This is a genomic window from Chitinophagales bacterium (assembly GCA_020636495.1).
Lineage (GTDB): Bacteria > Bacteroidota > Bacteroidia > Chitinophagales > Chitinophagaceae > UBA5543.
This window is the reverse complement of sequence record JACJXQ010000009.1, coordinates 193673-218076: the sequence shown is the minus strand read 5'-3', so window position 1 is coordinate 218076 and position 24404 is coordinate 193673. Positions and strand designations below refer to the sequence as shown.

The 24404-nt window shown below is 42.9% G+C and carries 19 protein-coding genes and 1 pseudogene; 11 read left to right on the top strand and 9 right to left on the bottom strand.

Annotated features, from left to right (window positions below; all coding sequences use genetic code 11):
• On the top strand, positions 1-274 hold a 274-nt coding region (locus tag H6550_15840), incomplete at its 5' end, for a DUF4783 domain-containing protein (GenBank protein MCB9047605.1).
• A 29-nt stretch (positions 275-303) separates the two neighbouring features.
• Here H6550_15840 and H6550_15835 read toward each other — a convergent pair.
• The 3 genes from H6550_15835 to H6550_15825 all read right to left on the bottom strand — a co-directional run bounded on the left by H6550_15835 (position 304) and on the right by H6550_15825 (position 5130).
• Positions 304-1974 (bottom strand): DUF4139 domain-containing protein, encoded by a 1671-nt coding sequence (locus H6550_15835; protein ID MCB9047604.1) that lies wholly within the window; start codon positions 1972-1974, stop codon positions 304-306.
• Positions 1975-2041: 67 nt separating this feature from the next.
• Entirely contained in the window at positions 2042-4336 is a 2295-nt protein-coding gene (locus H6550_15830; GenBank protein ID MCB9047603.1) for an exodeoxyribonuclease V subunit gamma, read from the bottom strand.
• A 71-nt stretch (positions 4337-4407) separates the two neighbouring features.
• The gene (locus H6550_15825; GenBank protein ID MCB9047602.1) at positions 4408-5130 is read right to left on the bottom strand and encodes a DUF1275 domain-containing protein; all 723 of its coding nucleotides are present in this window, start codon (positions 5128-5130) and stop codon (positions 4408-4410) included.
• Positions 5131-5282: 152 nt separating this feature from the next.
• On the opposite strand from H6550_15825, the gene H6550_15820 reads away from it, so the two are divergent.
• The 5 genes and pseudogenes from H6550_15820 to obgE all read left to right on the top strand — a co-directional run bounded on the left by H6550_15820 (position 5283) and on the right by obgE (position 9686).
• Positions 5283-6293 (top strand): VWA domain-containing protein, encoded by a 1011-nt coding sequence (locus H6550_15820; protein ID MCB9047601.1) that lies wholly within the window; start codon positions 5283-5285, stop codon positions 6291-6293.
• Entirely contained in the window at positions 6290-7075 is a 786-nt protein-coding gene (locus tag H6550_15815) for a tetratricopeptide repeat protein (protein MCB9047600.1), read from the top strand. The genes H6550_15820 and H6550_15815 overlap by 4 nt, the downstream gene beginning before the upstream one ends.
• 240 nt (positions 7076-7315) lie before the next feature.
• Positions 7316-7910: pseudogene (locus tag H6550_15810) on the top strand (pseudouridine synthase).
• Between the two features lie 193 nt (positions 7911-8103).
• The gene (locus H6550_15805) at positions 8104-8685 is read left to right on the top strand and encodes an adenylate kinase (protein ID MCB9047599.1); all 582 of its coding nucleotides are present in this window, start codon (positions 8104-8106) and stop codon (positions 8683-8685) included.
• Positions 8685-9686: a GTPase ObgE gene (gene obgE, locus H6550_15800; protein MCB9047598.1), complete on the top strand. Its 1002-nt coding sequence runs from the start codon at positions 8685-8687 to the stop codon at positions 9684-9686. Before H6550_15805 ends, obgE begins: the two co-directional genes overlap by 1 nt.
• A gap of 246 nt (positions 9687-9932) precedes the next feature.
• Here obgE and H6550_15795 read toward each other — a convergent pair whose 3' ends face one another.
• Positions 9933-11483, bottom strand: a complete 1551-nt coding sequence (locus H6550_15795; GenBank protein MCB9047597.1) for a glycosyltransferase family 39 protein — start codon at positions 11481-11483, stop codon at positions 9933-9935.
• A 123-nt stretch (positions 11484-11606) separates the two neighbouring features.
• Here H6550_15795 and paaZ point away from each other — a divergent pair, with 123 nt between their 5' ends.
• From paaZ to H6550_15780, 3 genes are all read left to right on the top strand, one after another.
• Positions 11607-13661, top strand: a complete 2055-nt coding sequence (gene paaZ / locus H6550_15790) for a phenylacetic acid degradation bifunctional protein PaaZ (protein ID MCB9047596.1) — start codon at positions 11607-11609, stop codon at positions 13659-13661.
• A gap of 132 nt (positions 13662-13793) precedes the next feature.
• On the top strand, positions 13794-15131 hold the full coding sequence (locus H6550_15785; GenBank protein ID MCB9047595.1) for a hypothetical protein: 1338 nt from the start codon (positions 13794-13796) through the stop codon (positions 15129-15131).
• 31 nt (positions 15132-15162) lie between these two features.
• Entirely contained in the window at positions 15163-15930 is a 768-nt protein-coding gene (locus tag H6550_15780) for an enoyl-CoA hydratase/isomerase family protein (protein MCB9047594.1), read from the top strand.
• A gap of 3 nt (positions 15931-15933) precedes the next feature.
• On the opposite strand, the gene H6550_15775 is transcribed toward H6550_15780, so the two are convergent.
• The 5 genes from H6550_15775 to H6550_15755 are packed head-to-tail and all read right to left on the bottom strand — an operon-like array spanning position 15934 to position 22171.
• On the bottom strand, positions 15934-17025 hold the full coding sequence (locus H6550_15775; GenBank protein ID MCB9047593.1) for a DUF1972 domain-containing protein: 1092 nt from the start codon (positions 17023-17025) through the stop codon (positions 15934-15936).
• Between the two features lie 24 nt (positions 17026-17049).
• Complete coding sequence (locus H6550_15770; GenBank protein ID MCB9047592.1) at positions 17050-18132, bottom strand: glycosyltransferase family 4 protein; 1083 nt, start codon at positions 18130-18132, stop codon at positions 17050-17052.
• A gap of 17 nt (positions 18133-18149) precedes the next feature.
• Positions 18150-19106: a glycosyltransferase gene (locus tag H6550_15765; GenBank protein ID MCB9047591.1), complete on the bottom strand. Its 957-nt coding sequence runs from the start codon at positions 19104-19106 to the stop codon at positions 18150-18152.
• The gene (locus H6550_15760) at positions 19093-20694 is read right to left on the bottom strand and encodes a hypothetical protein (protein ID MCB9047590.1); all 1602 of its coding nucleotides are present in this window, start codon (positions 20692-20694) and stop codon (positions 19093-19095) included. The genes H6550_15765 and H6550_15760 overlap by 14 nt, the downstream gene beginning before the upstream one ends.
• A 55-nt stretch (positions 20695-20749) precedes the next feature.
• Complete coding sequence (locus H6550_15755) at positions 20750-22171, bottom strand: oligosaccharide flippase family protein (GenBank protein ID MCB9047589.1); 1422 nt, start codon at positions 22169-22171, stop codon at positions 20750-20752.
• 111 nt (positions 22172-22282) lie between these two features.
• On the opposite strand from H6550_15755, the gene H6550_15750 reads away from it, so the two are divergent.
• A complete protein-coding gene (locus tag H6550_15750; protein MCB9047588.1) occupies positions 22283-23536 on the top strand; it encodes an O-antigen ligase family protein in 1254 nt (417 codons plus the stop codon).
• Between the two features lie 112 nt (positions 23537-23648).
• A complete protein-coding gene (locus H6550_15745; GenBank protein MCB9047587.1) occupies positions 23649-24392 on the top strand; it encodes a sugar transferase in 744 nt (247 codons plus the stop codon).
• Positions 24393-24404: the final 12 nt, after the last annotated feature.

The following is a 24404-nucleotide window of genomic DNA, read 5'->3' as shown; positions in this document are numbered from 1 at the left end:
CAAATCTGTTGGTATCAATATTAATAATAACCAGGCCACTTACAGTGCTTCGCAGGCCGAGATCATACTCAAGGACTTTTTTACGAAAAATGTAGTGAAGGATTTTAATGTTGCACAAAGCGGCAACAGGGAGAATAATGCACAGTGGGCTATTGGCGACCTTACTACTTCTACGGGCAATTATCAATTGTACGTGAAGATATCAATGATCAACAGTAAATTTTTGATAAAAGATTTCAGGTTTGAAAAGCTTGATAAAAAACCCACTCAATAAGAGTGGGTTTTTTATTGCGTTGTCAGCCCTTATAAATTCACTTGCCGTCCCTTGGGATATTTGACAGTATAGCCAACAGTCAGTTCCCTGGTCTCGTTAGGTTTCAGTTGTAGTTTCCACGTTACTGCTCCTGTTGTCTCGTTGTACTCGGCATCTTTATAATTCCTGTCTGTTATTTCTATGTCCTTATCGTTGCTTATAGGCAACTGGTCCATCACTGTTACTTCTACCGGTTTGTTGCGGGTGTTGCGTACACTTATTTTATACAGGTAGGTTTTCTTTACGTTGCTGCCTATGGTTTTTACCGTGCGCATCTCTTTGTCACACTCGCGGCGAACTACTATCCTTTTGTCCCTGCCCAGCGACAGGTTCATGGTGTCTTCTACATTACGTACATCTAAGAAGCCCTGTCCTACATAAGTGCCTTCGTAAAAAATATTAGTGGGAGCCGGCAGCAGGTTCAGATCTTCCCAGTTGGTTATCTGCGCCTGCAGGAAGGCGTCACGGTCCAGTTTAGGTACGGTAAAGTGGCGATAAGTAGCCGGCATCTCTTCAGTTTTTACAGCCACATTAACCTGTTGCCCGTCTGAAGGGATAGTATATGCCAGGTCAATATCAAAGGTAGTATTGATGCCGCTGTTGTCTACCTGTGTATATTGGTTCATTGTCCCCTGTGCTACATTAATACCTCTTTCTCCATATACCTGTACTCCATCCACTATATATAATGTCCCATCACTACGCCCGCCTCCAATACTAACGCCACCATTAGCGTCTCCATATTTTGCGGCTGTACCACTTTCTTTTATACTATTTTTATAAGCCATAGGCCTTGGCATATAAAACGCCAGGTACCATGGGTTAAGTACGGGAGCTTCCGCACCTTCATTGGGGTTACCTGTCGACAGGCTGAGTTTTATTTTGTTCCATGCCACTCCGCTGTTCTGGTACACATGGGCTTTGTAATACAGCTTTACAGGGCCACCCAGTTCGTCTACCCGCAGGTCGTAGCTGGGGCTCCAGCCTGCATTAGGTACTACATAAGATATATTCACATCGGTAGTTGTGGCTTTAGTACTATAGAACTTTACCAGCAATTGCCCGCCGGGTTGAAAGCCTTTTTGTTGTTCCTGTTGCAATTGCTGGCGTAGTTTGGTAAGGCGTTCATCCGTCTTTTTGATGTCAGCTGCATAACCTTCTTTCTCGTCCAGCAATTTCGACATTCTTGCCTTTACAAGATCCAGCATCTTTACCAGTTCCGCAGTTGACAGTCCTGTATTGGCGCCGGACACCTGCCTGTTCTGGTTAATAATGGCTATCTGCTCATTCACACCGGCCATATCGTTATTGGTATGGCTGCGTTGCTGCTCCAGGTACGCTATGCTGTCTTTTATTTCCTGCGCATGCGGCGACAGGTTGTCATCTCTTAAATAGTTATTCTGAAAAGTGGCGGATTGTACTACTACACCGTTGCCCGCACCAATTGTCAGGCTTTGCTGATTGACATTTCCGGCAACGTTCGTAAATAATATTTCCGTTTCACCGGCATTGAGTGATACACGTGCCTTGCTGGTCAGCTCAGCACCGGTCAGGAATACAGTAGCGGATTCAATATCTGCTTTCTGCTTGGTTTGCGCCCAAAGAATGTGACTGCTCAACAGCAATACAAAAAGGGCGATGACATTCTTCTTTAATAGCATGATCAGGAGTTTTTATTGTTGAGATTGCTAAACAACCCAAAATTCCATAAACCTCCTGCAAGAAATGTCAGCGAACTATCCTGATTTTAGCAAAGTTTAACATTATCTTCTTTACACCCTGCCCTTCCTTGAACTCTATTGTGGCTATCCTGTTGTTAGCACCACCTTCAAGACTCTTGATAGTGCCAAAGCCAAATTTCATATGTTCAACACTCATGCCCACTTCCATTTCCATGGGGTTGTCGGCCGCAAAGTTGGCGGTTGGGGTATGCGAGCTGGGTTTAGGCTGCTGTTGTATCTTATCGGCCAGCTTTTTCAATGAAGGTGTCCGCTCGAACGAACGGCCTACTGTATTACCAAACGAGCCGACAGAGCCTACACCTCTTGCGCTGGGCCCTGTAAAGGAACGGTCCAGGTACATTTCAGGAAGTTCGTCTATGAACCTGCTGGGCTCGTTCTGCACCAGTTGTCCGAAACGATAACGGCTGGTAGCATAAGTGATCCAGAGGCGTTCTTTGGCACGTGTAGTGGCTACATAAAACAAACGGCGTTCTTCTTCAAGGTCTTCACGGTCATACATGCTCATGGCACTGGGGAAGAGGTTCTCTTCCATGCCTACTACAAATACGCATGGGAACTCAAGCCCTTTGGCAGCGTGTACGGTCATCAGTTTTACCGCATCCTGTTCTTCGTCTGAGTCTTTATCAGCATCTGTAAGCAGGGTTATCTGCTGCAGGTAGCTACCCAGCGATTTATCTCTCAGTTCACCTTCTTCATCCGGTGTTTCGGTAAATTCTTTTATTGAGTTCAGCAACTCCTGTACGTTCTCGTAGCGTGCCAGTCCTTCTACTGATTTGTCATTGTATAATTCTTTTACCAGCCCTGTGTGCTTACCTACTTCAAAAGCCAGCTCATACGCATTGCTTTTAGCCAGCAAGGTCTGGAAACTTTCTATCATCACCACGAAGTTCTCAACAGCAGTTGCGGCAGCACCCTTCAGTCCCGCATGTGCCGGGTGATGCAATGCCTCCCAAAAGGTGATATTGTGCTGGTCTGCCAGCAGTAACAAGCGTTCTATACTGGTTTTGCCTATGCTTCTTGCAGGGTAGTTAATAATGCGTTTGATATTTTCCTCATCCTGTGTATTCACTATCGTTCGCAGGTAAGACAGGTAGTCTTTTACCTCTTTGCGTTGGTAGAATGATATACCACCATACAGTTTGCAGGGTATGTTCATCCTGCGCAGGCTTTCTTCAAATGCACGGCTCTGCGCGTTGGTACGGTATAATATAGCGAATGAATTGTTGGTGTAGTGGTTGCGCAGTTTCATCTCGGTAATGGCATCGGCTACAAAACGGCCTTCGTCATTATCGGTAAGTGCGCGTGCCAGGATTATCTTTTCACCTTCAATATTTTCCGTCCAAAGTTGTTTGGGTATCTGGTTGCGGTTGTTAGATATAATGTTATTGGCAGCATTGAGTATAGACTGTGTACTGCGGTAGTTCTGTTCCAGCTTCACGATCTTCACATCGCTATAGTCGCGGTGAAACTCAAGGATATTCTGCACCGTAGCACCGCGGAAGGAGTAGATGCTCTGTGCGTCATCGCCTACCACGCATATGTTCTCGTGCACGGCACCCAGCATCTTGATGATTTTATACTGTGCCACGTTGGTATCCTGGTACTCATCTATGAGCACGTATTTGAACTTATGTTGGTATTTGGCCAGTACTTCAGGAAAGTGTGTCAGCAGCAGGTACATCTGGAACAACAGGTCATCAAAATCCATAGCACCGTTCTTAAAGCACTGCGCTGCGTATCTTTTATATATCTCGCCTATCAGCGGGCGTTTGCTTTGTGCGTCTTCCTTTTGTATATAGCTGTCCTGTATGTAGCCTGCAGGGTCTATAAGGCTGTTCTTAGCGGCAGATATCCTGTTGTAAATGAATGAAGGTTTGTAATGTTTATCATCCAGGTCCATCGCTTTTACAATACCTTTTATCACGTTCTTCGCGTCGTCGGTATCGTATATGGTAAAGTTGTTAGGGTAGCCCAGTTTATTGGCTTCTGCCCTCAGTATTCTTGCAAAAACGGAGTGGAATGTACCTATATATAAATTGCGTGCTTCGCTGTTGCCCAGTATTTTCTCAATACGTTCTTTCATTTCGGCTGCCGCTTTGTTGGTAAAGGTCAGCGCCAGTATGTTGAAGGCATCCACACCATGTTGCATCAGGTGTGCTATGCGTGTGGTCAATACTTTTGTTTTTCCGCTGCCCGCACCTGCCACTATCATCAACGGACCTTCTATATGTTCTACTGCTTCACGCTGTTCTGCGTTCAGCCCCTCCAGGTAATTTTGCATGAATGCAAAGCTAACTTATTTGCCATTTGTTCAGGTAGGTTATCTTCTATATTCTCGCAACTGCATAAATGCTATTTCGTATATTTTCTTTTTATGTATGCGATCTGTGGGCGGATGCTTTCAAATATCAATCCTCCCGCAAGACTTAATACAGCCAGGAACATGATATGTATGCCCCATGCATTATATCCTATACCTCCGGCAATGCAGCCGGCTAAAAAGAAACCAATGATTGCCAGGCGGAGCTGAATAGACGTTTTTAACCTTTTCAGTTGCTCGGGCTGTGTGTAAAAGAACAGTTGAGCTATCTCAATACCCAGGTCAGTAACCAGTCCTGTCAGGTGTGTTGTTCTTACTACGGCGTTGGATATGCTTGTCACCAATGCGTTTTGCATGCCCATGGCGAATAATATGGCTGATGCAATAACAGGAGCATAGCTGTCAAGGGTAGTATTGTTGAAGGCAGCTGTTACAGAAAGAATGATCATCTCCAATATCAAAGGGATAAAGTACATATAGCGTTCCCTTCTTTTGGCTATATATTCTACCGAAAGACCCGAAAAGAAGGCACCTGCAAAAAATGAGAAAATATACAGGAAGTATATCATTGCGGTATGAAACCTGTTTTGTACCAGTTCATCGGCAAAAAAGGCGAAATGTCCCGTTACGTGTGTGGTCAGTATTTTTATGGCAAGAAACCCAGAAACGTTTACTATGCCTGCAACAAAAGAAAGTAATCCGGCAAGTTTGAGATTCTGTTTGAAACTTCGGTGCTTCCCTTTATGCCTGAACATGTTGTGTAAATATGCTTATAAAGATAGGCTAAAAAATATGGTTAGTGATATACCGCATAGTTATGTTACATTGTTAAAGAAATTAAAAATCATCAATTATAATTAGCAGAAATTTCCTGTAAGTTTAAATTTGCATTCGTCGCTATTGGCTTATGATGCGTTTTCAACACATATCACATCTTATTGCATTGGGTCTTATCCCGGTGCTGATACTACTGTTTGTCATGATGGTGGTCTGGCGCAGGAAAAAGCAGAAGTCGCTGGGTGATGAACGACTGATCAATAACCAGGTGCTGGGTTTTATTCCCGGCAGGAATACACTTCGGTTCGTACTGCTGGCATTTGCATTCGGCATTATTGTCATCGGCTGGGCTAACCTGCAAATGGGCGCTAAAACTGAGAAAGTACAACGCAAAGGTGTGGACGTTATCGTTGCTCTTGACGTAAGTAAGAGTATGCTGGCGACGGATATACAACCCGACAGGCTGACACGTGCCAAACAACTGGTACAAAGCATGCTGGACAAAATGGGTGCCGACAGGGTAGGCCTTATTGTGTTTGCGGGTAGGGCGTACTTACAGGTACCGCTTACAATTGATTATAGCGCGCTGAAAATGATGTTGGGTAATGTGTCGCCGGATGTGGTGCCTACGCAAGGTACGGTCATATCGCAGGCGGTAGATCTGGCTATGAACTCGTTTTCGCAAAAAGAGAAAAAATACAAATCGCTGGTTATTATTTCAGATGGTGAGGATCATGACGAACAGGCGATCGAAAAGGTGAAAGAAGCAGCTGAGGCAGGTGTTATCATTCACACCGTGGGTATAGGTTCTCCGCAAGGCACTACCATATTCGACCCCGAAACACAATCTGTAAAGCTGAATGACAACGGCGATCCTGTTATCAGCCGGTTGAATGAAAAAGCGTTGAGCGATATTGCTTCTGCAGGCCGGGGTAAATACATTTTATTAAGAAATACCGATGATGCAGCAGAAAAGCTGGTAGACGAGATAAATGGCATGGAGCAGAAAAGCCTGGGTGCGGTAGTGTTTACAGACTTTAAAAGTTATTTCCAGTATTTCCTGCTTATCGGTTTTGTTTTGCTGGTAGCCGAATGGTTGCTGGCAGGCCGCAGGTCGAACCCTAAAACAGGAACGGCATGAGAAAGATGAATTGGATAGGAACGATCGTTTTATGTTTAATAGCATCGCTGGCATACGCGCAGCCCAAAAAGGAAGTACGCGAGGGTAATAAACTGTATAAAGAACAGAAATATAAAGAAGCGACTGCTGAGTATCAGAAGGCTATACAGAAACAACCTAATTACATACCGGGATTGTTTAACCTGGGTAATGCTCAATACAAACAAAAAGAGTTTGAAGCATCGCGCAAGATATATGAAGGCACTGCAAAAACTGCAAAAGAAAAAGACGAGCAGGCAGCTGCCAACTACAACATAGGTAATACTTACCTCGAGGAAAAGAAATACAAAGAGGCCGTAGAAGCATACAAAGAAGCATTAAGAAAAGATCCGCAGGATGAACAAGCGAAGTATAATTTGTCTTATGCGTTGCAGATGTTAAAAAATCAGCAAGGTGGTGGCGGAAAAGACAAAAATAAGAACGAGGATAAAAAAGACGATAAACAGGATAAGCAAGACAAAAATAAGGACGAGAACAAAGACGAAAATAAGGATAAGCAAGACCAGGAAAACAAGGATAAAAAAGACGGGGATAAAGACAAACAAGATCAGCAGCAGCAAGATCAGCAAGATAAAAAAGGTGACAAAGAAGAAAAAGAAAAACGCCCGAAACCCCAGCCCAGTAAGCTTTCTGAGCAACAGGCAGAACAACTGTTGAATGCATTGCAACAGGAAGAAAAGAAACTGCAGGATAAAATGAAACAGGGAAAAGCGGTACCGATAAAAGTAGAAAAGGACTGGTAGTTGCTTGAAGTTAAATACAAAAAACAAGTAGTACTTTTTCTTTCGCTGCTAACAACTTATCAACATTGTGTTGAAAGATTTCAAAAAAAACTTTTGATATTTTTTTTTAGTAGCAGAATTTCTTTTTAATATTGTGTCAGGATTGTGCTTACTAACCCATCCTAATAGTCCGGCGGTTGAAAAAACCAGCCGGACTCTTTCTTTTTAAGAAGTTGTCAATACAATTTTTTGTCCCGGGTTATGGCTTTTGAATACATTGTTTTTTACAAACCGTTTCGTGTGCTCACACAGTTTTCTGCTGAGGGAGAAAAAGAAACACTGGCAAGTTACCTTACAGGAATTGCGAAAGATATTTACCCGGTAGGCAGGTTAGATTATGAGCAGTGAAGGTTTACTGTTACTACTAATGATAAAGACCTGAATCTCAAACTGATTCTAAACCACAGTTTGCAGTATAAAAGAACTTTATTGGGTACAGGTAGATGGTGGAGATATTGACGAAGAAGCGATAGAAAATTAAGAGCAGGTGTTAATATTAAATGGCAATCAACATCATACCCGCCCGGCTATCGTTGAAAAGTTAGAGGCACCCCCTGATGTGCCTGACAGGAATCCACCGGTTCGTTACCGGGCACAAATACCTACTTCCTGGATAGCAATAACACTGACTGAGGGAAAGAACAGGCAGGTAAGAAAGATGACCGCAGCAGTCGGCTTCCCTACTTTAAGGCTCATACGGTATAGTATTGATAACCTGACCATAGATGGTATCGCACCCGGCGAGTATAAGGTTATGGACAATGGGATAAAAAAAATGCTGATGCCGGGTCGGTAAGCCGGTATTTGCAGTTATATTTTTTTATCTGTACCTTATAACGTTTTAGTTACTGTAGTGGCATGTTTTAACCTGTTACTGCCTTGCTAAATCAAGCTTACTTTCCCATTCGATCGTTTATTAACGCTTACTTATGCCTGCATGTCAGGTAGTATTGCTATTTTTGCACTGTTTAATATTATTTATAGGATATATGTTTAATCTGATTTTATTTGGCCCTCCCGGGAGTGGCAAGGGTACCCAATCACAGAAAATAGTAGAAACTTATCAACTGGTGCATATTTCCACCGGCGACCTGCTACGAGAGGAAAAAAGCAAACAAAGTGCTTTAGGGCTGGAAGCACAGAAGTATATGGACCAGGGATTGCTGGTGCCTGACGAAGTAGTAATAGGTATGATAAGTGGTAAACTGGATGAAACTCCTGATGCACGTGGTTTTATCTTCGATGGCTTTCCGCGTACCAAAGAGCAGGCAGAAGCATTGGATAAACTGCTGGAGTTTAAAGAAACGCCCATCGACCTGGTAATATCTCTTGATGTGCCGGAAGAGGAATTGGTGAAACGTTTAGTGAACCGTGGACTTACCTCCGGCCGTAGCGACGATAATGAAGAGGTGATCACCAAGCGTATCAAAGAGTATCATGCTAAAACAGCAATAGTTGCCAGCCATTATGATGCTTTTGGTAAACTGGTGAAACTGAAAGGTGATGGTGATATTGAAAGCACTTTCAAACTCATTGCACAGAACATCGATAAATTTTTGCAACCCGCATAGTGGAAAAAGGAAACTTCGTTGATTATATCCGCGTCTTTTGCCGTTCAGGAAAAGGCGGGGCAGGTAGCTCGCACTTCGCACGCACCAAATTCAACCCCCAGGCGGGGCCTGATGGTGGCGACGGTGGACGTGGCGGACATGTAATCCTCAGGGGTAATGCACAGCTATGGACATTACTCCATTTACGTTATCGTAAGAATATCCTGGCCAAAGACGGCGTAAATGGAAGTAAGAATAAATGCACCGGTGCAGAGGGCGAGGATGTGATCATTGAAGTGCCATTGGGAACTATCGGTATTGATGAAGAAACCGGTGAAACAGAAGTAGAGATACTGGAAGACGGCCAGGAAGTGATATGGCTGGCAGGTGGACGTGGTGGATTAGGCAATAGCAATTTTGCTACAGCTACCAACCAGGCGCCTGAATATGCACAGCCCGGCGAAATGGGTGTGGAAGGCTGGAAGCTGCTTGAGTTGAAAATTCTGGCAGACGTGGGTCTTGTCGGTTTCCCGAATGCCGGTAAATCAACACTGCTTTCTACAATCAGTGCCGCTAAACCCAAGATAGCCAACTACGCATTTACCACACTTACACCTCAACTGGGCATGGTGCCTTACCGCGATGAGCGTTCGTTTTGCATGGCCGACCTTCCGGGTATCATTGAAGGGGCTGCGGAAGGTAAGGGACTGGGACATCGTTTCCTCAGACATATTGAAAGGAATGCAGCATTGTTGTTCCTCATACCTGCAGATAGTGATGACCACGCCAAAGAGTATAAAATATTGCTGAATGAGCTGGAACAGTTCAACCCTGAACTGCTCAATAAGCGCCGCATAATTGCTATAAGCAAAAGTGATATGCTGGATGATGAACTGAAAGAAGCCATCGAGGAAACACTTCCTAAAGATGTTCCGCATATATTCATATCATCGGTAGCCAACCAGGGCATTACTCAATTGAAAGACATGATCTGGGAAGCGCTTACCGCTGAGGATGAGTAATTAATATCTATTTATCATTTTATTTATGTATATTTGTATAGTATAAAATGTTTCATTTTATGCGCACGCTCTTTGAAATATTGCCATGAAAAGTTAAGTGTAGTTATATATAGCAAAGAAATGCCCGTTGTTTTCTTTGCTCACTACGCCCAATTGTAAACTGCTCAATATCAGCTGTTTGATAAAAAAGCTACTCTTGAAGAAAGCTCAGCTGTACTTAACAAAACTTAACAATTAAAGTTCTTGTTAATTAGTAACGGGCGGTACCCCGTGTTGTGTACAGGTGTCTTCTTCTTTAGGTTTTATGTAGATGTAAGCCTTCACATATGGTTTGTCCAGTTTGTCGTACAGGTCCATATGTTTCAGCATACCATCATTCCGCTTTTTAAATTCAGCCTCTGTACAATTGGTATAAAGTATAGCTAATGGTTGTCTTGTCTTCCACACATGCCTCATGAACCACGCCAGTGAGTCATATTGTGTATACCAGTACAGTTGGTCAGCATCTTTAATATCAGCCCATTGGTCTTTGCCGGGATGCATTTGTGTATAATAGATAAAAGCGGGTACGGAACTGTGATACAATGATATCGCGCTCGACTTCAACTCATTATCTTTTGCAAATTGCATGGCCTCGGTAAGCTCTTCATATTTAAAGGGCTTTTCTCTCATGAAGGCAATATTGCAAGCTGCGGCATACAGGGCAAGCACCACCAGTAGTATCCGCAAAGGCAATGAACGCAGGTAGGCAAATTGCGCAAAACCATAACCGATGATGATGATGAGTACTGGTATGATGAATAGCGACACGCGGGGCATCAGTGAGTATTGGTCTATAGCGGCCGCAGCGCAAAGGGCCAGCACAGGCACGACCAATAAAAAGAACCACGTTCTTGCTTTGCGGAACAACATGATAGTACCGGCTATAAGGAAACCTGTGTTGATGTCATGTGCATAAGGATACAGGCCTTCAAACTGGCGCATCAGCGCACTGAAGGTGTACCAGTTATGTTGCCATTCTTCGCGCTTGGTAGGTGTGGCGAAAAGAAAATCGTAGTGGTGGAAGTTTTGCAGGTAATCAGAATTGGCCTGTTCTTTCAGTAACAGGAAGTAGTACAGGAGGAATTGAACGACCCACACAAGGCTCAAAATAGCGATCGGTACAAACCTGTTGTATTGTTTGCGTTGGATAACATAGAGCCATGTATAGTAACAGCCTACACCCGCCAGTAAAAAGACGCTCGGCATTGAAGACCATACCGCCAGCGAGCCGGCAACTATCCAGGTGAACAAGAACCGTTTAGGTCCCGTTTTGTCCATATCGGTCTTCAGTGCCAGCCATATCAGCGACAGGCTAATGAATACATCGGGCATGTACTGTTTCACTTCGGATGAATAGCGGATAAATATCGCCCCGAAAACGAACAGGCTGACAGGATACCATATGGCGCGGTCCGGAATCAGCTCTTTAAGTATTTGGTAGAAAGCCACTAATGCGGCAAGCCCGCATACTAATGGATATATACGTAAAGACAACTCGCCCATGCCAAACAACAATGAATTTAGTTTGGTGACCCATAAGAAGGTAGGTGGAGCGTATTGAAAATTGTCCAGTGGTTTAAGCAAGGCCCCAAATCCACGGTCATATATATTACGGGCTATATTGGCTTCGTCAATAATAAGGTTGCGGTTCTGCAGGTATATATATATACGTAATGCCGCACCGATTGCCAGCAGGATAAGCGACAATATGCGCATCCGTTTGTCGGTTTTGCTGTATGAAGAGGCTTGTGGCATGGTGTGAATATAAGGAACGTCTGCAATAGGCGGTTATTTCCTGACAAAAATTATAAATTGCAGCCTGTCCTTATAGGGGCTTGTATTGGTAATAGTTTGAATACGATAAAAATAAATTGAGTTATGTCATTGAGACAACTAAGAAACTACGCAGAAGGGAAATGGGTAACTGCCGGAAAAGAGGGCGAGGTATTGCACAATGCCATCACGGGCGAAGCAATATATACTGCCAGCAGTGAGGGACTGGATTTTGGTGCAATGATGGATTATGCGCGTAAAGTGGGTGGTCCTGCACTGCGTAAGCTTACTTTCCAGGAGCGTGGACGCATGCTTAAAGCACTGGCTTTTCACCTGCTGGATAAGAAAGAATATTTTTACGAGATAAGTGCCTATACAGGTGCCACACGTGCTGATTCGTGGGTGGACATAGAGGGCGGTATCGGTAACCTGTTTGCCAACGCCAGCCTGCGTCGCCAGTTTCCTGACGAGACATTTTATGTAGATGGTGAAGCAGCCAAGCTTTCAAAGAACGGCACTTTCATTGGTCACCATATAATGGTGCCAAAAGAAGGGGTAGCGATACATATCAACGCCTTTAACTTCCCGGTATGGGGTATGCTGGAAAAAATAGCGGTGAACCTGCTGGCGGGCGTGCCTGCGATAGTGAAACCGGCAACACTTACATCTTTCCTGACAGAAGCAGTGTTCGAGGAGATCATCAAATCGAATATCCTGCCTGAGGGTTCGCTGCAACTGATATGCGGTTCTGCAAGGGGGATACTGGATAATATACAGACAGGTGACGTGGTGACCTTTACCGGTAGTGCTTCAACAGGACAGATGCTGAAGTCACACCCGCGTATTGTATCAGAGGCGGTAGACTTCAACCTTGAGGCAGACTCTCTGAACTGTTGTGTATTAGGTCCTGATGTTCAGCCTGGCACTGCAGAGTTTGATATTTTCATAAAGGAGATAGCAAGAGAGATAACTACCAAAGCAGGACAGAAATGTACTGCGGTACGTCGTGTGATTGTACCGGCAGACAGGGTAGAGGACGTGCAGATAGCTTTAGGTAAAAGACTGGCAGGCTCTACTATTGGCGACCCGAGCGTAGAGGGTGTGCGTATGGGCTCATTGGCAGGGCAGGTGCAGCGTGAGGAAGTACGTGAGCGTATCATGGAGTTGTCTAAGTCGCAGAATATAGTTATCGGTGACCTTGAAAAATATGAAGTGGTAGGTGCAGATAAGAACAAAGGAGCTTTCCTGCCACCAATAGTATTCTTCAACGACGATCCTTTCAATAAACTTGATTGTCACAACATTGAGGCTTTCGGGCCTGTGTCTACTATCATGCCTTATAATGAGATAAGTGATGCGGTAGCGCTGGCAAAACTGGGTAAAGGTTCGCTGGTATGTTCCATTGTAACCGCTGACGATGATGTGGCCAAAGAGTTTGTATTGGGTGCAGCAAGCATGCACGGACGTATACTGGTGCTTAACCAGGATTGCGCTAAAGAAAGTACAGGCCATGGTTCGCCCATGCCGTTGCTGACACACGGCGGCCCCGGACGTGCTGGTGGTGGCGAAGAGATGGGAGGTAAGCGTGGTGTGTTACATTACATGCAACGTACAGCCATACAGGGTTCGCCTACTACCATTTCTAGAATTACCAACGTGTACCAGCAGGGTGGCAAGCAGACTGAGACAGTAGAGCATCCTTTCCGCAAGCATTTTGAGGACCTTCGTATTGGTGATACACTTATTACAGCAAAGCATACCGTAACAGAGGCGGACATCACCAACTTTGCCAATGTAAGCGGCGACAACTTTTATGCGCATATGGATGCTACATCGCTTGAGGGCACCATATTTGAAGGACGTGTAGCACATGGGTATTTTGTACTATCAAAAGCAGCAGGCTTGTTTGTGGATGCTAAGAAAGGGCCGGTATTACTGAACTATGGTATTGATGAATGTCGTTTCACCAAACCCGTATATCCCGGGATGACCATTGGCGTCAAGTTTACCTGCAAGCAAATGACCGATCAGGAAAAACGAGATGAGAATGATGTGGCGAAGGGTATTGTAAAATGGCTGGTAGATGTGTACGATGAAACTGGTGAGACCGTAGCCATTGCTACCATCCTCACGATGGTAAAGAAGAGAAACCAGGATTGAGTATTCTGAAATAAAGATACTACAGGCCTGCTGCGCAAGTAGCAGGCCTTACTGTTTATGACAAAATAATTACATGACATATCATTCTGTTACCATAACCGTAATTACTTTTATGTAAATGTCATATCCCTGATGAAGTACACCGCTCTTATAATGCTATTCCTGTTGCTGCATACAAAAAGTATAGCGCAAAACCATTGGTTATACCTGCCAAACAATAACCTTCAAAAAGGCAGCGCAATTACAGATACGGAGAGAAGATTTGAAGACGTGTATTTTATAGATACAGTTACCGGTTTTGCTGTTACGCTCAGTAACAGGTTACTGAAAACCATTGATGGTGGCATAAACTGGAGCGTAAAAAATGATACATCTGCCGATGTGTTTTTCCGGAGTATTGAGATGTCTGACAACGGGCAATACGGGATAGCAGGATCATTGGGGCTTAATGCATCTGTATTAAGAACGTCAGATTATGGTGAGACCTGGCAGAATATTACTACAAATATCTCTGATACGACTACCGGTGCAAGCAGACATAACATATGCGGACTGGCACATTTTGGTGATGCTTTTTACGGCGTAGGTTCATGGGGTAGTACAACTGCAAAATTTTTCAGAAGTATAGATAAAGGTGCTACATGGCAAACAAAATATATGGATACCAACCTCGTTAAAAACCTTGTGGATGTTGTTTTCCTTTCACCTGATACAGGTTTCATTTCGGGTGCCAGGGGGCATGAGTCCATTGTTTTGAAAACGATAGACGGAGGTGCGAACTGGGTTAAAGTGTTTGGCGACACTACCATCGGCGGCAAGATATGGAAGCTGCAATTTCTGGATAACAGGATAGCATATGCTTCAATAGAACCATTGTTTAGCCATGATACTGTAAATATGATATACTCATACGATGGTGGTGATAACTGGACTATAGTTCATGTTGGCAAAATAGCTACTAAGCCGGGAGGTTGGGGTACACAAGGTGTTGGCTTTGTTAAGGCTGCAAAAGGATGGGTAGGAGGGTATTTTGATGGGATATTTGAAACTACAGATAGCGGCAAAACATGGAATCATATTAGTTTTGGTTATGACTTCAACAGAATATTTGTAATAGATAGTAATCATGTTTTTGCGGGTGGACATAGCGTATATAAATATGGAAGCGGAATTTTTACCGGAGTGAAAGAAACAGGTATCAGTAACCCTCCGCATATCCTTTACCCTGTATCTCCTAATCCAACTAAAGGGAATGTAAAAATAGAGTTTGATTTAAAGAGGAGTACGAATGTAGTGCTGGATGTTGTGAGTATGGATAGCAGACACATATTCCCTGTAACAAACGTTTTTCTGAACCCGGGTCACTATACATACTATTGGAATGATATTGAAGCACAACCCGGTAATTACATAATATGGTTAGGTACCAACGAGATACCAATAGTTCAGAAATTCGTGCTTTTGGAGTAGTATTCTATATTTGTGGCTGAAATAAGTTGATATGTCACAAACAGAAGGCTACGTAAACAGTAGTATAGAAAATGGAATTGCAACGATAGAGTTCTTTCACCCGGCCAGCAACTCACTGCCCGGCGTAATACTGAACAAACTGGCGGAGACCATAACAGAAGTAGGTAATAATAAAAAGGCTATAGTTGTCATCCTGAAAAGTGCAGGTGACAGAGCTTTTTGTGCTGGCGCTTCTTTTGACGAATTGATAGCTATTAATGATGCTGAAGGTGGATTGCAATTCTTCAGCGGATTTGCCAAAGTTATCAACGCTATGCGCAAGTGCCCTAAGTTCATCATTGGCAGGATACATGGTAAGGCAGTTGGCGGTGGAGTAGGTTTAGCTGCATCTGTTGATTACGCTATCGCGACAGAGTATGCGGCAGTAAAACTGAGTGAGCTGGCTGTAGGTATCGGACCATTTGTGGTAGGCCCTGCTGTTGAGCGTAAGATGGGTCTGTCCGCTTTCTCCGTATTGGCTACAGATGCAACAGAGTGGCGCTCCGCTGACTGGGCAAAAGATCACGGACTCTATGCCGAAGTATATTCTAATCCTGATAAGATGGATGAAGGTATTACAATGTTAGCCGCTAAACTTGCGAAGAGCAGTCCTGAAGCTATGGCAGAACTGAAGAAAGTATATTGGCAGGGTACAGACCATTGGGATACATTGCTCACAGACCGCGCTGCCATCAGTGGCAGGCTGGTATTGAGCGATTTTACCCGCAATGCCATCAATAAGTTTAAAGCAAAGGCATAGCGGTTATTTAGCTGCCGCTATCAGCACCTGCTCATATTCATCTACAATGCGCGGCCAGTTGTACTGGTCGCGTATTTTTCTGTGGTTATTGTCCAGCATCTGTGTATGCTGTGTCTTTGATGTTTCCTTTCTTATGATATCTACCAGTTGGTCTACATTGGCAAAGTAAAAAGCATCTTCGCCAAGTACAGCGCGGTTGAACACATTGTCATGTGCTGCTATTAGGCTATTGCTGCCCATGGCCTCCAGTAAAGAAGGGTTAGTGCCACCAACCGAGTGCCCATGGAAGTACAGGTTAGAAAAATAACGAAGGTTGTTAATGATGGTGATGTCATAAATACCTCCAAGAAAACGGATGCCGGGTTTATTTCCATAGGTAGCTACCAGGTATTGACCGAATGCATTTTCAGTTTTACCTATTACCAGTAGTGGTCGGCCAGTGCCGCTTTGTACATGTGCTTTCAGGATGGTCTCAATATTATTCTCGGGCTCCATACGTGCCATGAGCATATTGTAGTCAAACTTTTTTACATCGTACTTTTCAAGCAGCGGCTCGTATGGGTCATTAAATACATCTGCCCCGTAGGCTATGAAATGCGATGGTTTGTTATAGGTCTCTTTAAGGTATTGTTCTATCCCGGGTGAGTCTGCTACTAATACATCAGCATTAAGAGCCGCCCAGCGTTCAGCATGTTTCAGGAACTTCTGAATGCGTTTGCTGTATTTGCTGCGTTTCCACTCCAGTCCGTCCATATTCACAACGTTCTTACAGCTTTTGGGCCACAGCCTGTACCATATGCTGTTGCTGGTGTAACCCAGTTGCAGCAATACGTCAAACCGGCGTTTGCGGGCATCCATGATACAATTCAGGTCGTAAATGAATTGGCCTGCAGTACCCATCTTCTTCTCAGGGTCGTAGCAATGTATGATGTTCACTCCGTTCCATGTGTCATCCTTGTATTCATGGTCGTGTGAGTTGTATACCCAAACTTTATGACCTTTCTTCACTAATCCTGCAGCCAGGTATTCAGCACATTGCTCAAATCCGCCATACCTGTTAGGTATGCCCCGGGTACCCAGTATGCCTATTCTCAATCCTGTCATATTATACCGTAAAGGTTAATCTTTTAAAACCTGTTTATAGGCAGCCAGTGTTTCTTCGGCAGCTTTTTCCCAGGTGTATTCTGTAAGTATCTTTTTTCTGAATTCGGTATTGTAAGGTGCAGCATAAGCTTCATCTACCGCTTTTTTGATGGATTCGGTACTGTCAGGATCACAGAACCAGGCATAACCATCAAAGTAGTCCTTGGTGTCGCCTTTGTCGGTCACAACTATATTACAACCCATTACAGCAGCTTCAAGAGACGAAAGGCCTGTGGTTTCAAAATAGCTGGGAAGGATATGCACTTTGGCAGAATGGTACATTTCATACAACTCTTCTTCTGTCAGCCATGTGGTGAAATGGATATTATCAGCGGCCTCGCGTTTGCATTGCTCATAATAAGCCACGTTGTTGGGAGAAGGTTTGCCGTGTATGAATACTTTGTATTGCGTATTGTTTAGTGCCCGTATCAGGTTCAACTGGTTCTTGCGTCCTTCAATACGTGCTACACATAGTATGGCGTTCTCATATTTTGGGTTGCGTTTGCTTACCCTGTCGGCCACTTGTGCGTCTATGCCATTGGGTACCACCCTGTATGGGCGGTCTATCTTATATTTTGCAGCCAGGCGGCGGTATTCATTTTCCGAGTTCGGTAGTAATATCTTTGCATGTTGAGCCACCCATTTTACAGACTTCCTGTGCCCTGAGAATAAATAGGTGTTGCTGCGTATCTTTTCGCCGTTCTTTACCCATCGTGCGATAGCTTTTATATATTCTATCTGGTCTTCTGAAAAGATAGCATTCATCCACTTCATCAGTCCGCCACGGGTTTGCTTTTCAAATTCTCCGTAATCCAGGAATATGGTTGATACCACGAAAGGTTTACCCGATTTTTGTGCATGCATCAGGATATCGGCCGGGCGTATGATATTGAAAAAGTGCAGCAGGTCATATTGGCTGTAGTCAATGTCCTGGTTGCTCAGGTATATATCTACATCCACACCAAGTGCGCGCAGGTAATGTGCTGTCAGATCCAACTGTTTGGTATCTCCTCCGGGGGTGCTGTATAGTGTCGACCTTGAAATGTATGCTACTTTCATGCGCTGCAAAAGTAACATCAATATGGCTTTTTCAAAAGATTATATATGTATTTCCTCAACCCGCCTGGCAGGTAAGAGAATGCATATAACAGGTACGATACCATATTTTTTGGATAGTGTTTTATGGATTCTGCGAGGTTTTTTCTTGCCAGCTTGCTATTGGGGTTATTCCACAGATGCTTTTTGGCTATCATAGCATAATAGGAAGCCTGCCTGTACTCTTTGAAGTTCTGCTCAGCCATCATTTTTTTCAGGGTTGCAGCATCTTCGTTACTTACATAGCCATTGTGTATTGAACGTCTCCTGATGTCAATAAAAACTTTACCTCTCCATCTTTCATCTATCGTTACAGATTCCGGGTTGAAACGTACTTTCAGAACCCTGTCACGCAGGTTGCATACTTTGCCAACCGCCAGTAATTTCTTCCAGAGTAAATGGTCCTCAAAATCAAGGGCATTCTTAGGGTATAACCCTGCTTTTATCACCGCATCTTTCCTGAAAGTAACACAAGGATGTATGAACGGTACTTTCTCGTCTATTTTGGCCTGTATCTCTTCGTAGGTATGGGCAATGGGAATAAGCGGCATCAGGTAATTCCCATCTTTGTCCATAATATCAGCTTCTGCGCCTACCAGCACATAATCAGGGTTTTTATCCAGGAAATCCATCTGTAAAGCAAGCCTGTCAGGCAGGCACACATCGTCCGCATCCATACGGGCAATAATATCTCCTTTGCTTGCAAGTATACCTTCGTTCAGTGTAGTTATCAGCCCTTTGTTTTGCTGGCTGACAACTGTGATACGCGGGTCTGAATATGATTTTAATATTTCGGCAGTTTCGTCTGTTGAGCCATCATCAATGATCAGGAACTCAAAATCTGTATACGTCTGTGCCAGGATGCTGTCAACTGCTTCCTTTATATAGGGTCCCGCATTATATGTAGGTAATAGTACCGTCAGGCTATTGCTGCTCATTGCCAACCTTTTTATAAATATCTATAAACATAAATAGCTCAAGAAATACAGTCAGGGACAACATCTCAAACCAATAGTCAAAATTGAAAAATAACAATGTGAGGGGTAGTATTGTAAATCCTAAAGCAGTGATCTTTTTCCGGTTCTTCCAGAAAAATCCAAGATACATCAGTACGAATAACAAGATACCTGCAATGCCATACTCTCCGCCCACCTGGTTGTACACACTGTTGATCATATTGATAATGGAGTGTTCTGATATAGGCAATGAGAATACATAAAAAAATGTATACAGGTGATAGCGAATGAAATCTTCGCTGACATAAGTGTATTTAGCAGGATAACTGCCTTGTATATCCAACCCCAGCATTTTTAATGCCTGCTTCGACGAAAAATTGCCGACTCCTGCCCCGAAAAAGTTCATTACAGGATCGTTAAAAAGAAAAAAGAGTGTCTGGATATTGGAAAAAAGTTTTGCCGGTTTTTTATAGGTAGTAAGTGGAGTACTGCTGTAGGGTATGCCGTACCAATCTGTTATCAAATTTTTCAGAGCGTTGGTGTCAAGCTCAGCCACATTAGCATCTTTATTTTCCAGTTTGCCAAACAGGTCTATATATTTTAATTCGTCAATATGGTTATACACCTTGTTGTCATTGAGCGGTAGCCTGTAATAATTGATCTTACTGGTTATCGATGCGTTTAATTTACTGAAAGCTTGTTCCAGCTCATTTTTGTCACTTTCTGCTACCCACGATTTTATTTTCAGTTTGTCGGCAATTACTATCTGTGTGGGCCCTTGTGTGGTCTCGTGCACATATACTGTATCTACATACCGTACGTTCTGCGGTGACAGGATAGGGTATATGACGAGTGTGGTAAGTAACAGGGCTAAGATATTAAGCCTGACTTTCTTTTGACCTACCAGTATGAAAACACAAACAGATAAAGCAAGGAAAAGTGCAATGGTCAGGTTGCTGGTACACAACAGCATAGTTATGATGCACATCACAGCCCATTTCAGGTCGCGCCTGTACAGGAAATAGAAGGCCCCTAATGTACTGATCATGGCATTTGTAACAGATACGTTGCCGAAAATCCCGTAAATATGATCGCCGGTTGAACTACCGAAATACTCAGATGCGTCCCAGTACCAGTAGGGTACCGGATGTCCTGAAAGCTTAATAAGATATAATAACTCCACTATGCTGGCAATGAAATTAAGTGCAAAGAACGCTTTGAGTGTTTTGTGGAGTATCTCGATATGTGTATTCAGTACAGCTATATATAACATATATGCCGTTGCTGCTCCAAGTATCCAGTACATGATACCAAAGCTCCACCCAAACCAATACCCTTGCTGGCTGAATGAACCATGTATCAGCGAGCCAATAGTTCCCGTTACGGGCATCAGCAGGTAAAACCTGTGCAATGAGGTCAGCCTGGCAGGTTTGTATTTTTTATATAGTAAATAGGTGGCAAAAAATAATATCGCAGCGACCTTGATATATAACTTCACATAAGTGACGCCTATTATAAAGAATAACAGGCTGTAATCGATCTTGCTATATATTTTATCTGCCCTGCTCATGTATGCTAAAGCTGTGCTGTTGCTAGTTGTTTTTTTTAATGAAATAAAATATTATTTACTTTTTCACCAATGCCAGAGTCTTGTCAATTTCCTTTTTTGTTACTGTTTTCGATACAAACGCAACAAGAACATATAAGCACACCGCACATATTAACCTGATGGCAACATTAGGGATAAAATAAGTACATGTTGCATATACACCACCGGTAATCACCAGGAGTTTGATAAAGGGCATGTACGAGAAACGTGTTATTCGTTTGCTCACCAATACATAATACCCTACCAACTGAACTATTGTAGTGACCAGGTAAGCAACAGCTGCACCTTCTGCTCCCCAGAAAGGTATGGCAAAAATATTAAGTGCCAGGTTCAAAACCGATGTTGACCCAATGATAATACTGATAGGTTTGTAGTATTTGCTGGAAAATCCCAGGCTCCACAACATATTGATAAAGAACTGGAATGGAATGCATACAGACAATATCAGGAATTGTGTGTGGTTGACAGACCCGTATTTTCCGTCGAAAAAGTAATCTAACAATGGCGACCATACAATATTCAGGATAAGGGGCAAAAGCATTGCGAAGAATATCTCAACTGTAAACAGGTCTTTTATATCCTTGCTTTTTGAGTCATCTAATGTCTTATTGTTTGCCAGTAGTTTAGCGAATACACTCAGTATTATCGGGCCGAGAATGCTGAGTGGCAGCCTGGCCATTTCATAAGCCCGGTATGCAAAAGAATATTCTGCTGTCATGGTATTGGTGCTGATGATACCTATAAGTATCCAGTCGATACGGGACAGGCTGGAATCGAACAAGGTAGCGACATATTGGTGAAACGACTCTTTTATTAGTTTAATATAGGCACTGAACCTGAACTTGAAACTTAGTTTTTTGTATCGTACATATATGATGAGTGCGACAAATTCGAGGGAAGCGCAGAATATCAATACCAGGTATACTGAACGAACAGTAAGTAGGTTGTTGCGAATGACCAGCCAGGCGAGTACCAGTTTCAATATATTGGCAACTATGGCAATGATAGCGTAAGGAGCAAAATTATGTTTGGCATTCAGGTACTGCTTAAAAGGATTGGCAATAGCAATGATGGCCTGTGCAATAAAAAACCAGGGCAAAAAATAGAATCCTGCATTGCTTACATTCGTAAATATGCCCGAAGCCATCCACAATACAAGGAAAATGACCATGGAGCCAACAACAGAATGAAAGAAAAATGCTACAGCGGTCCAGTCAGAGGTTTGAGACGCGGATATTCTCCTCAAAACTACCTGGTCCATGCCGAAGCTGACGACTATCGTAAGCGTGACAGCTACCGCATTGGCCCAGTTGATAATGCCAAAATCCTCTTTGGGCATCACCAATGACAGTATGACAAAGAATGCAACCCCCAGCACCTGAACGGAAATAGCTTGTACACCCGAAGAGAAGAAAAGTTTCAGGAGGTTTTTATTCATTTATAGATTATTGATATTGAGGTAATAAAAGTAATGTTTAATTCAGCTAATTTTGCCAATATGTATGAATCTGCGAAATTAAGAATACTTCTTCATCAAGCATTGTGCATATTGGCTTTTTCTATCCCTACCAAATTCATTTTTACATCCGTATGTCTTGCTGTAGTAGCATTACTGTGGATCGTACAGGTCAATTTTTCACAAACGTTCCGCAGGTTATCTCAGCAAAAAGCATTGTGGCCCTGGTTTATTTTATATGGACTTCTGGTAATAAGCTACTTCTACAGCCATGACAAAGGGGAATCACTCTTTGACCTGAATTCGAAATTGAGCTATGTGATCATACCCCTTGTGGTAGGTGCCGGTATTACAGATATTAGTCGCAAAACACTGGAGCAGATATTCGTATTTCTTATATCTGGGGTGGCTTTTACAGGTGTGATATCTCTTATAGATGCTACCCAGGTATGGTATTACGAGGCATATAATGATGCGTTTTTCTATCATTTCCTGGTCAGGAATGTGGATCCGAATGCTGTATATACAGCCTGGTATACGTTTTTTTCCATTTCTCTGCTTATGTTCATGCCATGGCAGTATTTTTTTCAGGGTAAGAGAAAAAATATTCGAATAGCGCTAACCATATTTCTTTTTATCTTTTTTGTATTGCTTTCAGCAAGGATGTTTCTGCTGTTATTCCTGGTCTTTATCATTCCTTATTTCCTGAAAAAGGCAGTCAAAAAGAAAAAAACAGGAATCATTCTCATATTATCTACTGTTGTTTTGGGTTCAGTAGCAGCATACTTTGTGTTTACTACCAGCAATCCTATTAAAAACCGTTTCGATGACCTGTTCAGCAAAGATGACCAGTCTGCATGGTTGTCAGATTATACAAATATTGATGTGAATCAGTTCAACAATGCTACTTTGCGAATATTCCTTTGGCGACTGGGGGTGGAAAGTGTTCGTGATAATAATGCATGGTTATCGGGTGTAGGTAATGGGGATGTTCATGCGGTACTAACACAAAAGATGAGAGAATATCATGTAAAAGACATTGAAAATAAGGATACTAACCTCCGTCCTGGCTTTTATAATGCGAACCTTCACAATATGTTTGTGCAGACGCTGGTCATGATAGGCTTGCCCGGACTTATATTAATGCTGTTTATCGCCTTTTTACCAGTGGTTTATATACATAAATTATCACCATATCAACCATTTCTGGTATTTCATATCAGTTCTATATTGTTTATGATGCAGGAAGCCGTCCTGCAAACGCAAGCTGGGATAATTTTTTACATATTTATTTCATCAATATTCTGGAATCTATATTACAGAGATAAAAAGATGATAATAAAATAAATATTATGTTTTTGTGATTTTTTTTACCAAATTTGCACCTGAAACGAATTTCTGACACGGTTTTTGCTATGCATTATGTGCATACTAAGAATAAAATCAGGAAGAAAGCTAAATGGAACAACCCTTTGTAATTAAATTGCCACTTACACAACCAGCTCGCACTACGACCAAGCAGTCGGAGATCACTGAGATCCGCGAGATGTTTCGTGAGATAAACCATAGGTATATGGTTTATCAGCCTTCGCCGTATTACGCAGCGGTGAAGCGTGTAATGGATATTTTAATTTCTATGACATTTATCCTGTTAGTTATGTCATGGCTGTATCCTCTAATTGCTCTTGCTATCAAATTGACTTCAAAAGGCCCTGTTTTCTTTATTCAGAAACGTACTGGTTATAAAGGCATAGAGTTCGATTGTTTCAAATTCCGTACTATGTATGTGAATAGTGATGCAGATACTAAACAGGCAACTACTAATGATAAGCGTATTACCACAGTAGGTAAATTCCTGCGTGCATCGCACCTCGATGAAACAGCACAGTTCTTTAACGTGCTGCTGGGCGATATGTCTATCATAGGCCCGCGCCCGCACATGTTATACCATACACGCCATTATTCACAGTTTATTCCTTACTACAACCTGCGACACGAAGCAATACCCGGAATGACAGGTATGGCCCAGATAAAAGGTTTCATAGGTGAGATAAACGTTGAGCGTGAGTTGCGCAAGCGTATCCAGTGGGATATATATTACCTGAAACACCGCAGCGTGTCTATGGATATCAGGATACTGATCAACACCTTTGGTATGGTGGTTATCAAAGCAATAGACTCAGTTTTCTCTAAGAAGAAGTAATACTTTCCCGGT

What these genes read in the sequence shown, in the direction of transcription:
- H6550_15835 (MCB9047604.1), bottom strand. Translation starts at nt 1,974, where the DNA reads ATGCTATTAAAGAAGAATGTCATCGCCCTTTTTGTATTGCTGTTGAGC.
- H6550_15830 (MCB9047603.1), bottom strand. Translation starts at nt 4,336, where the DNA reads ATGCAAAATTACCTGGAGGGGCTGAACGCAGAACAGCGTGAAGCAGTA.
- H6550_15825 (MCB9047602.1), bottom strand. Translation starts at nt 5,130, where the DNA reads ATGTTCAGGCATAAAGGGAAGCACCGAAGTTTCAAACAGAATCTCAAA.
- H6550_15820 (MCB9047601.1), top strand. Translation starts at nt 5,283, where the DNA reads ATGATGCGTTTTCAACACATATCACATCTTATTGCATTGGGTCTTATC.
- H6550_15815 (MCB9047600.1), top strand. Translation starts at nt 6,290, where the DNA reads ATGAGAAAGATGAATTGGATAGGAACGATCGTTTTATGTTTAATAGCA.
- H6550_15805 (MCB9047599.1), top strand. Translation starts at nt 8,104, where the DNA reads ATGTTTAATCTGATTTTATTTGGCCCTCCCGGGAGTGGCAAGGGTACC.
- H6550_15795 (MCB9047597.1), bottom strand. Translation starts at nt 11,483, where the DNA reads ATGCCACAAGCCTCTTCATACAGCAAAACCGACAAACGGATGCGCATA.
- paaZ (MCB9047596.1), top strand. Translation starts at nt 11,607, where the DNA reads ATGTCATTGAGACAACTAAGAAACTACGCAGAAGGGAAATGGGTAACT.
- H6550_15785 (MCB9047595.1), top strand. Translation starts at nt 13,794, where the DNA reads ATGAAGTACACCGCTCTTATAATGCTATTCCTGTTGCTGCATACAAAA.
- H6550_15780 (MCB9047594.1), top strand. Translation starts at nt 15,163, where the DNA reads ATGTCACAAACAGAAGGCTACGTAAACAGTAGTATAGAAAATGGAATT.
- H6550_15770 (MCB9047592.1), bottom strand. Translation starts at nt 18,132, where the DNA reads ATGAAAGTAGCATACATTTCAAGGTCGACACTATACAGCACCCCCGGA.
- H6550_15765 (MCB9047591.1), bottom strand. Translation starts at nt 19,106, where the DNA reads ATGAGCAGCAATAGCCTGACGGTACTATTACCTACATATAATGCGGGA.
- H6550_15760 (MCB9047590.1), bottom strand. Translation starts at nt 20,694, where the DNA reads ATGAGCAGGGCAGATAAAATATATAGCAAGATCGATTACAGCCTGTTA.
- H6550_15755 (MCB9047589.1), bottom strand. Translation starts at nt 22,171, where the DNA reads ATGAATAAAAACCTCCTGAAACTTTTCTTCTCTTCGGGTGTACAAGCT.
- H6550_15745 (MCB9047587.1), top strand. Translation starts at nt 23,649, where the DNA reads ATGGAACAACCCTTTGTAATTAAATTGCCACTTACACAACCAGCTCGC.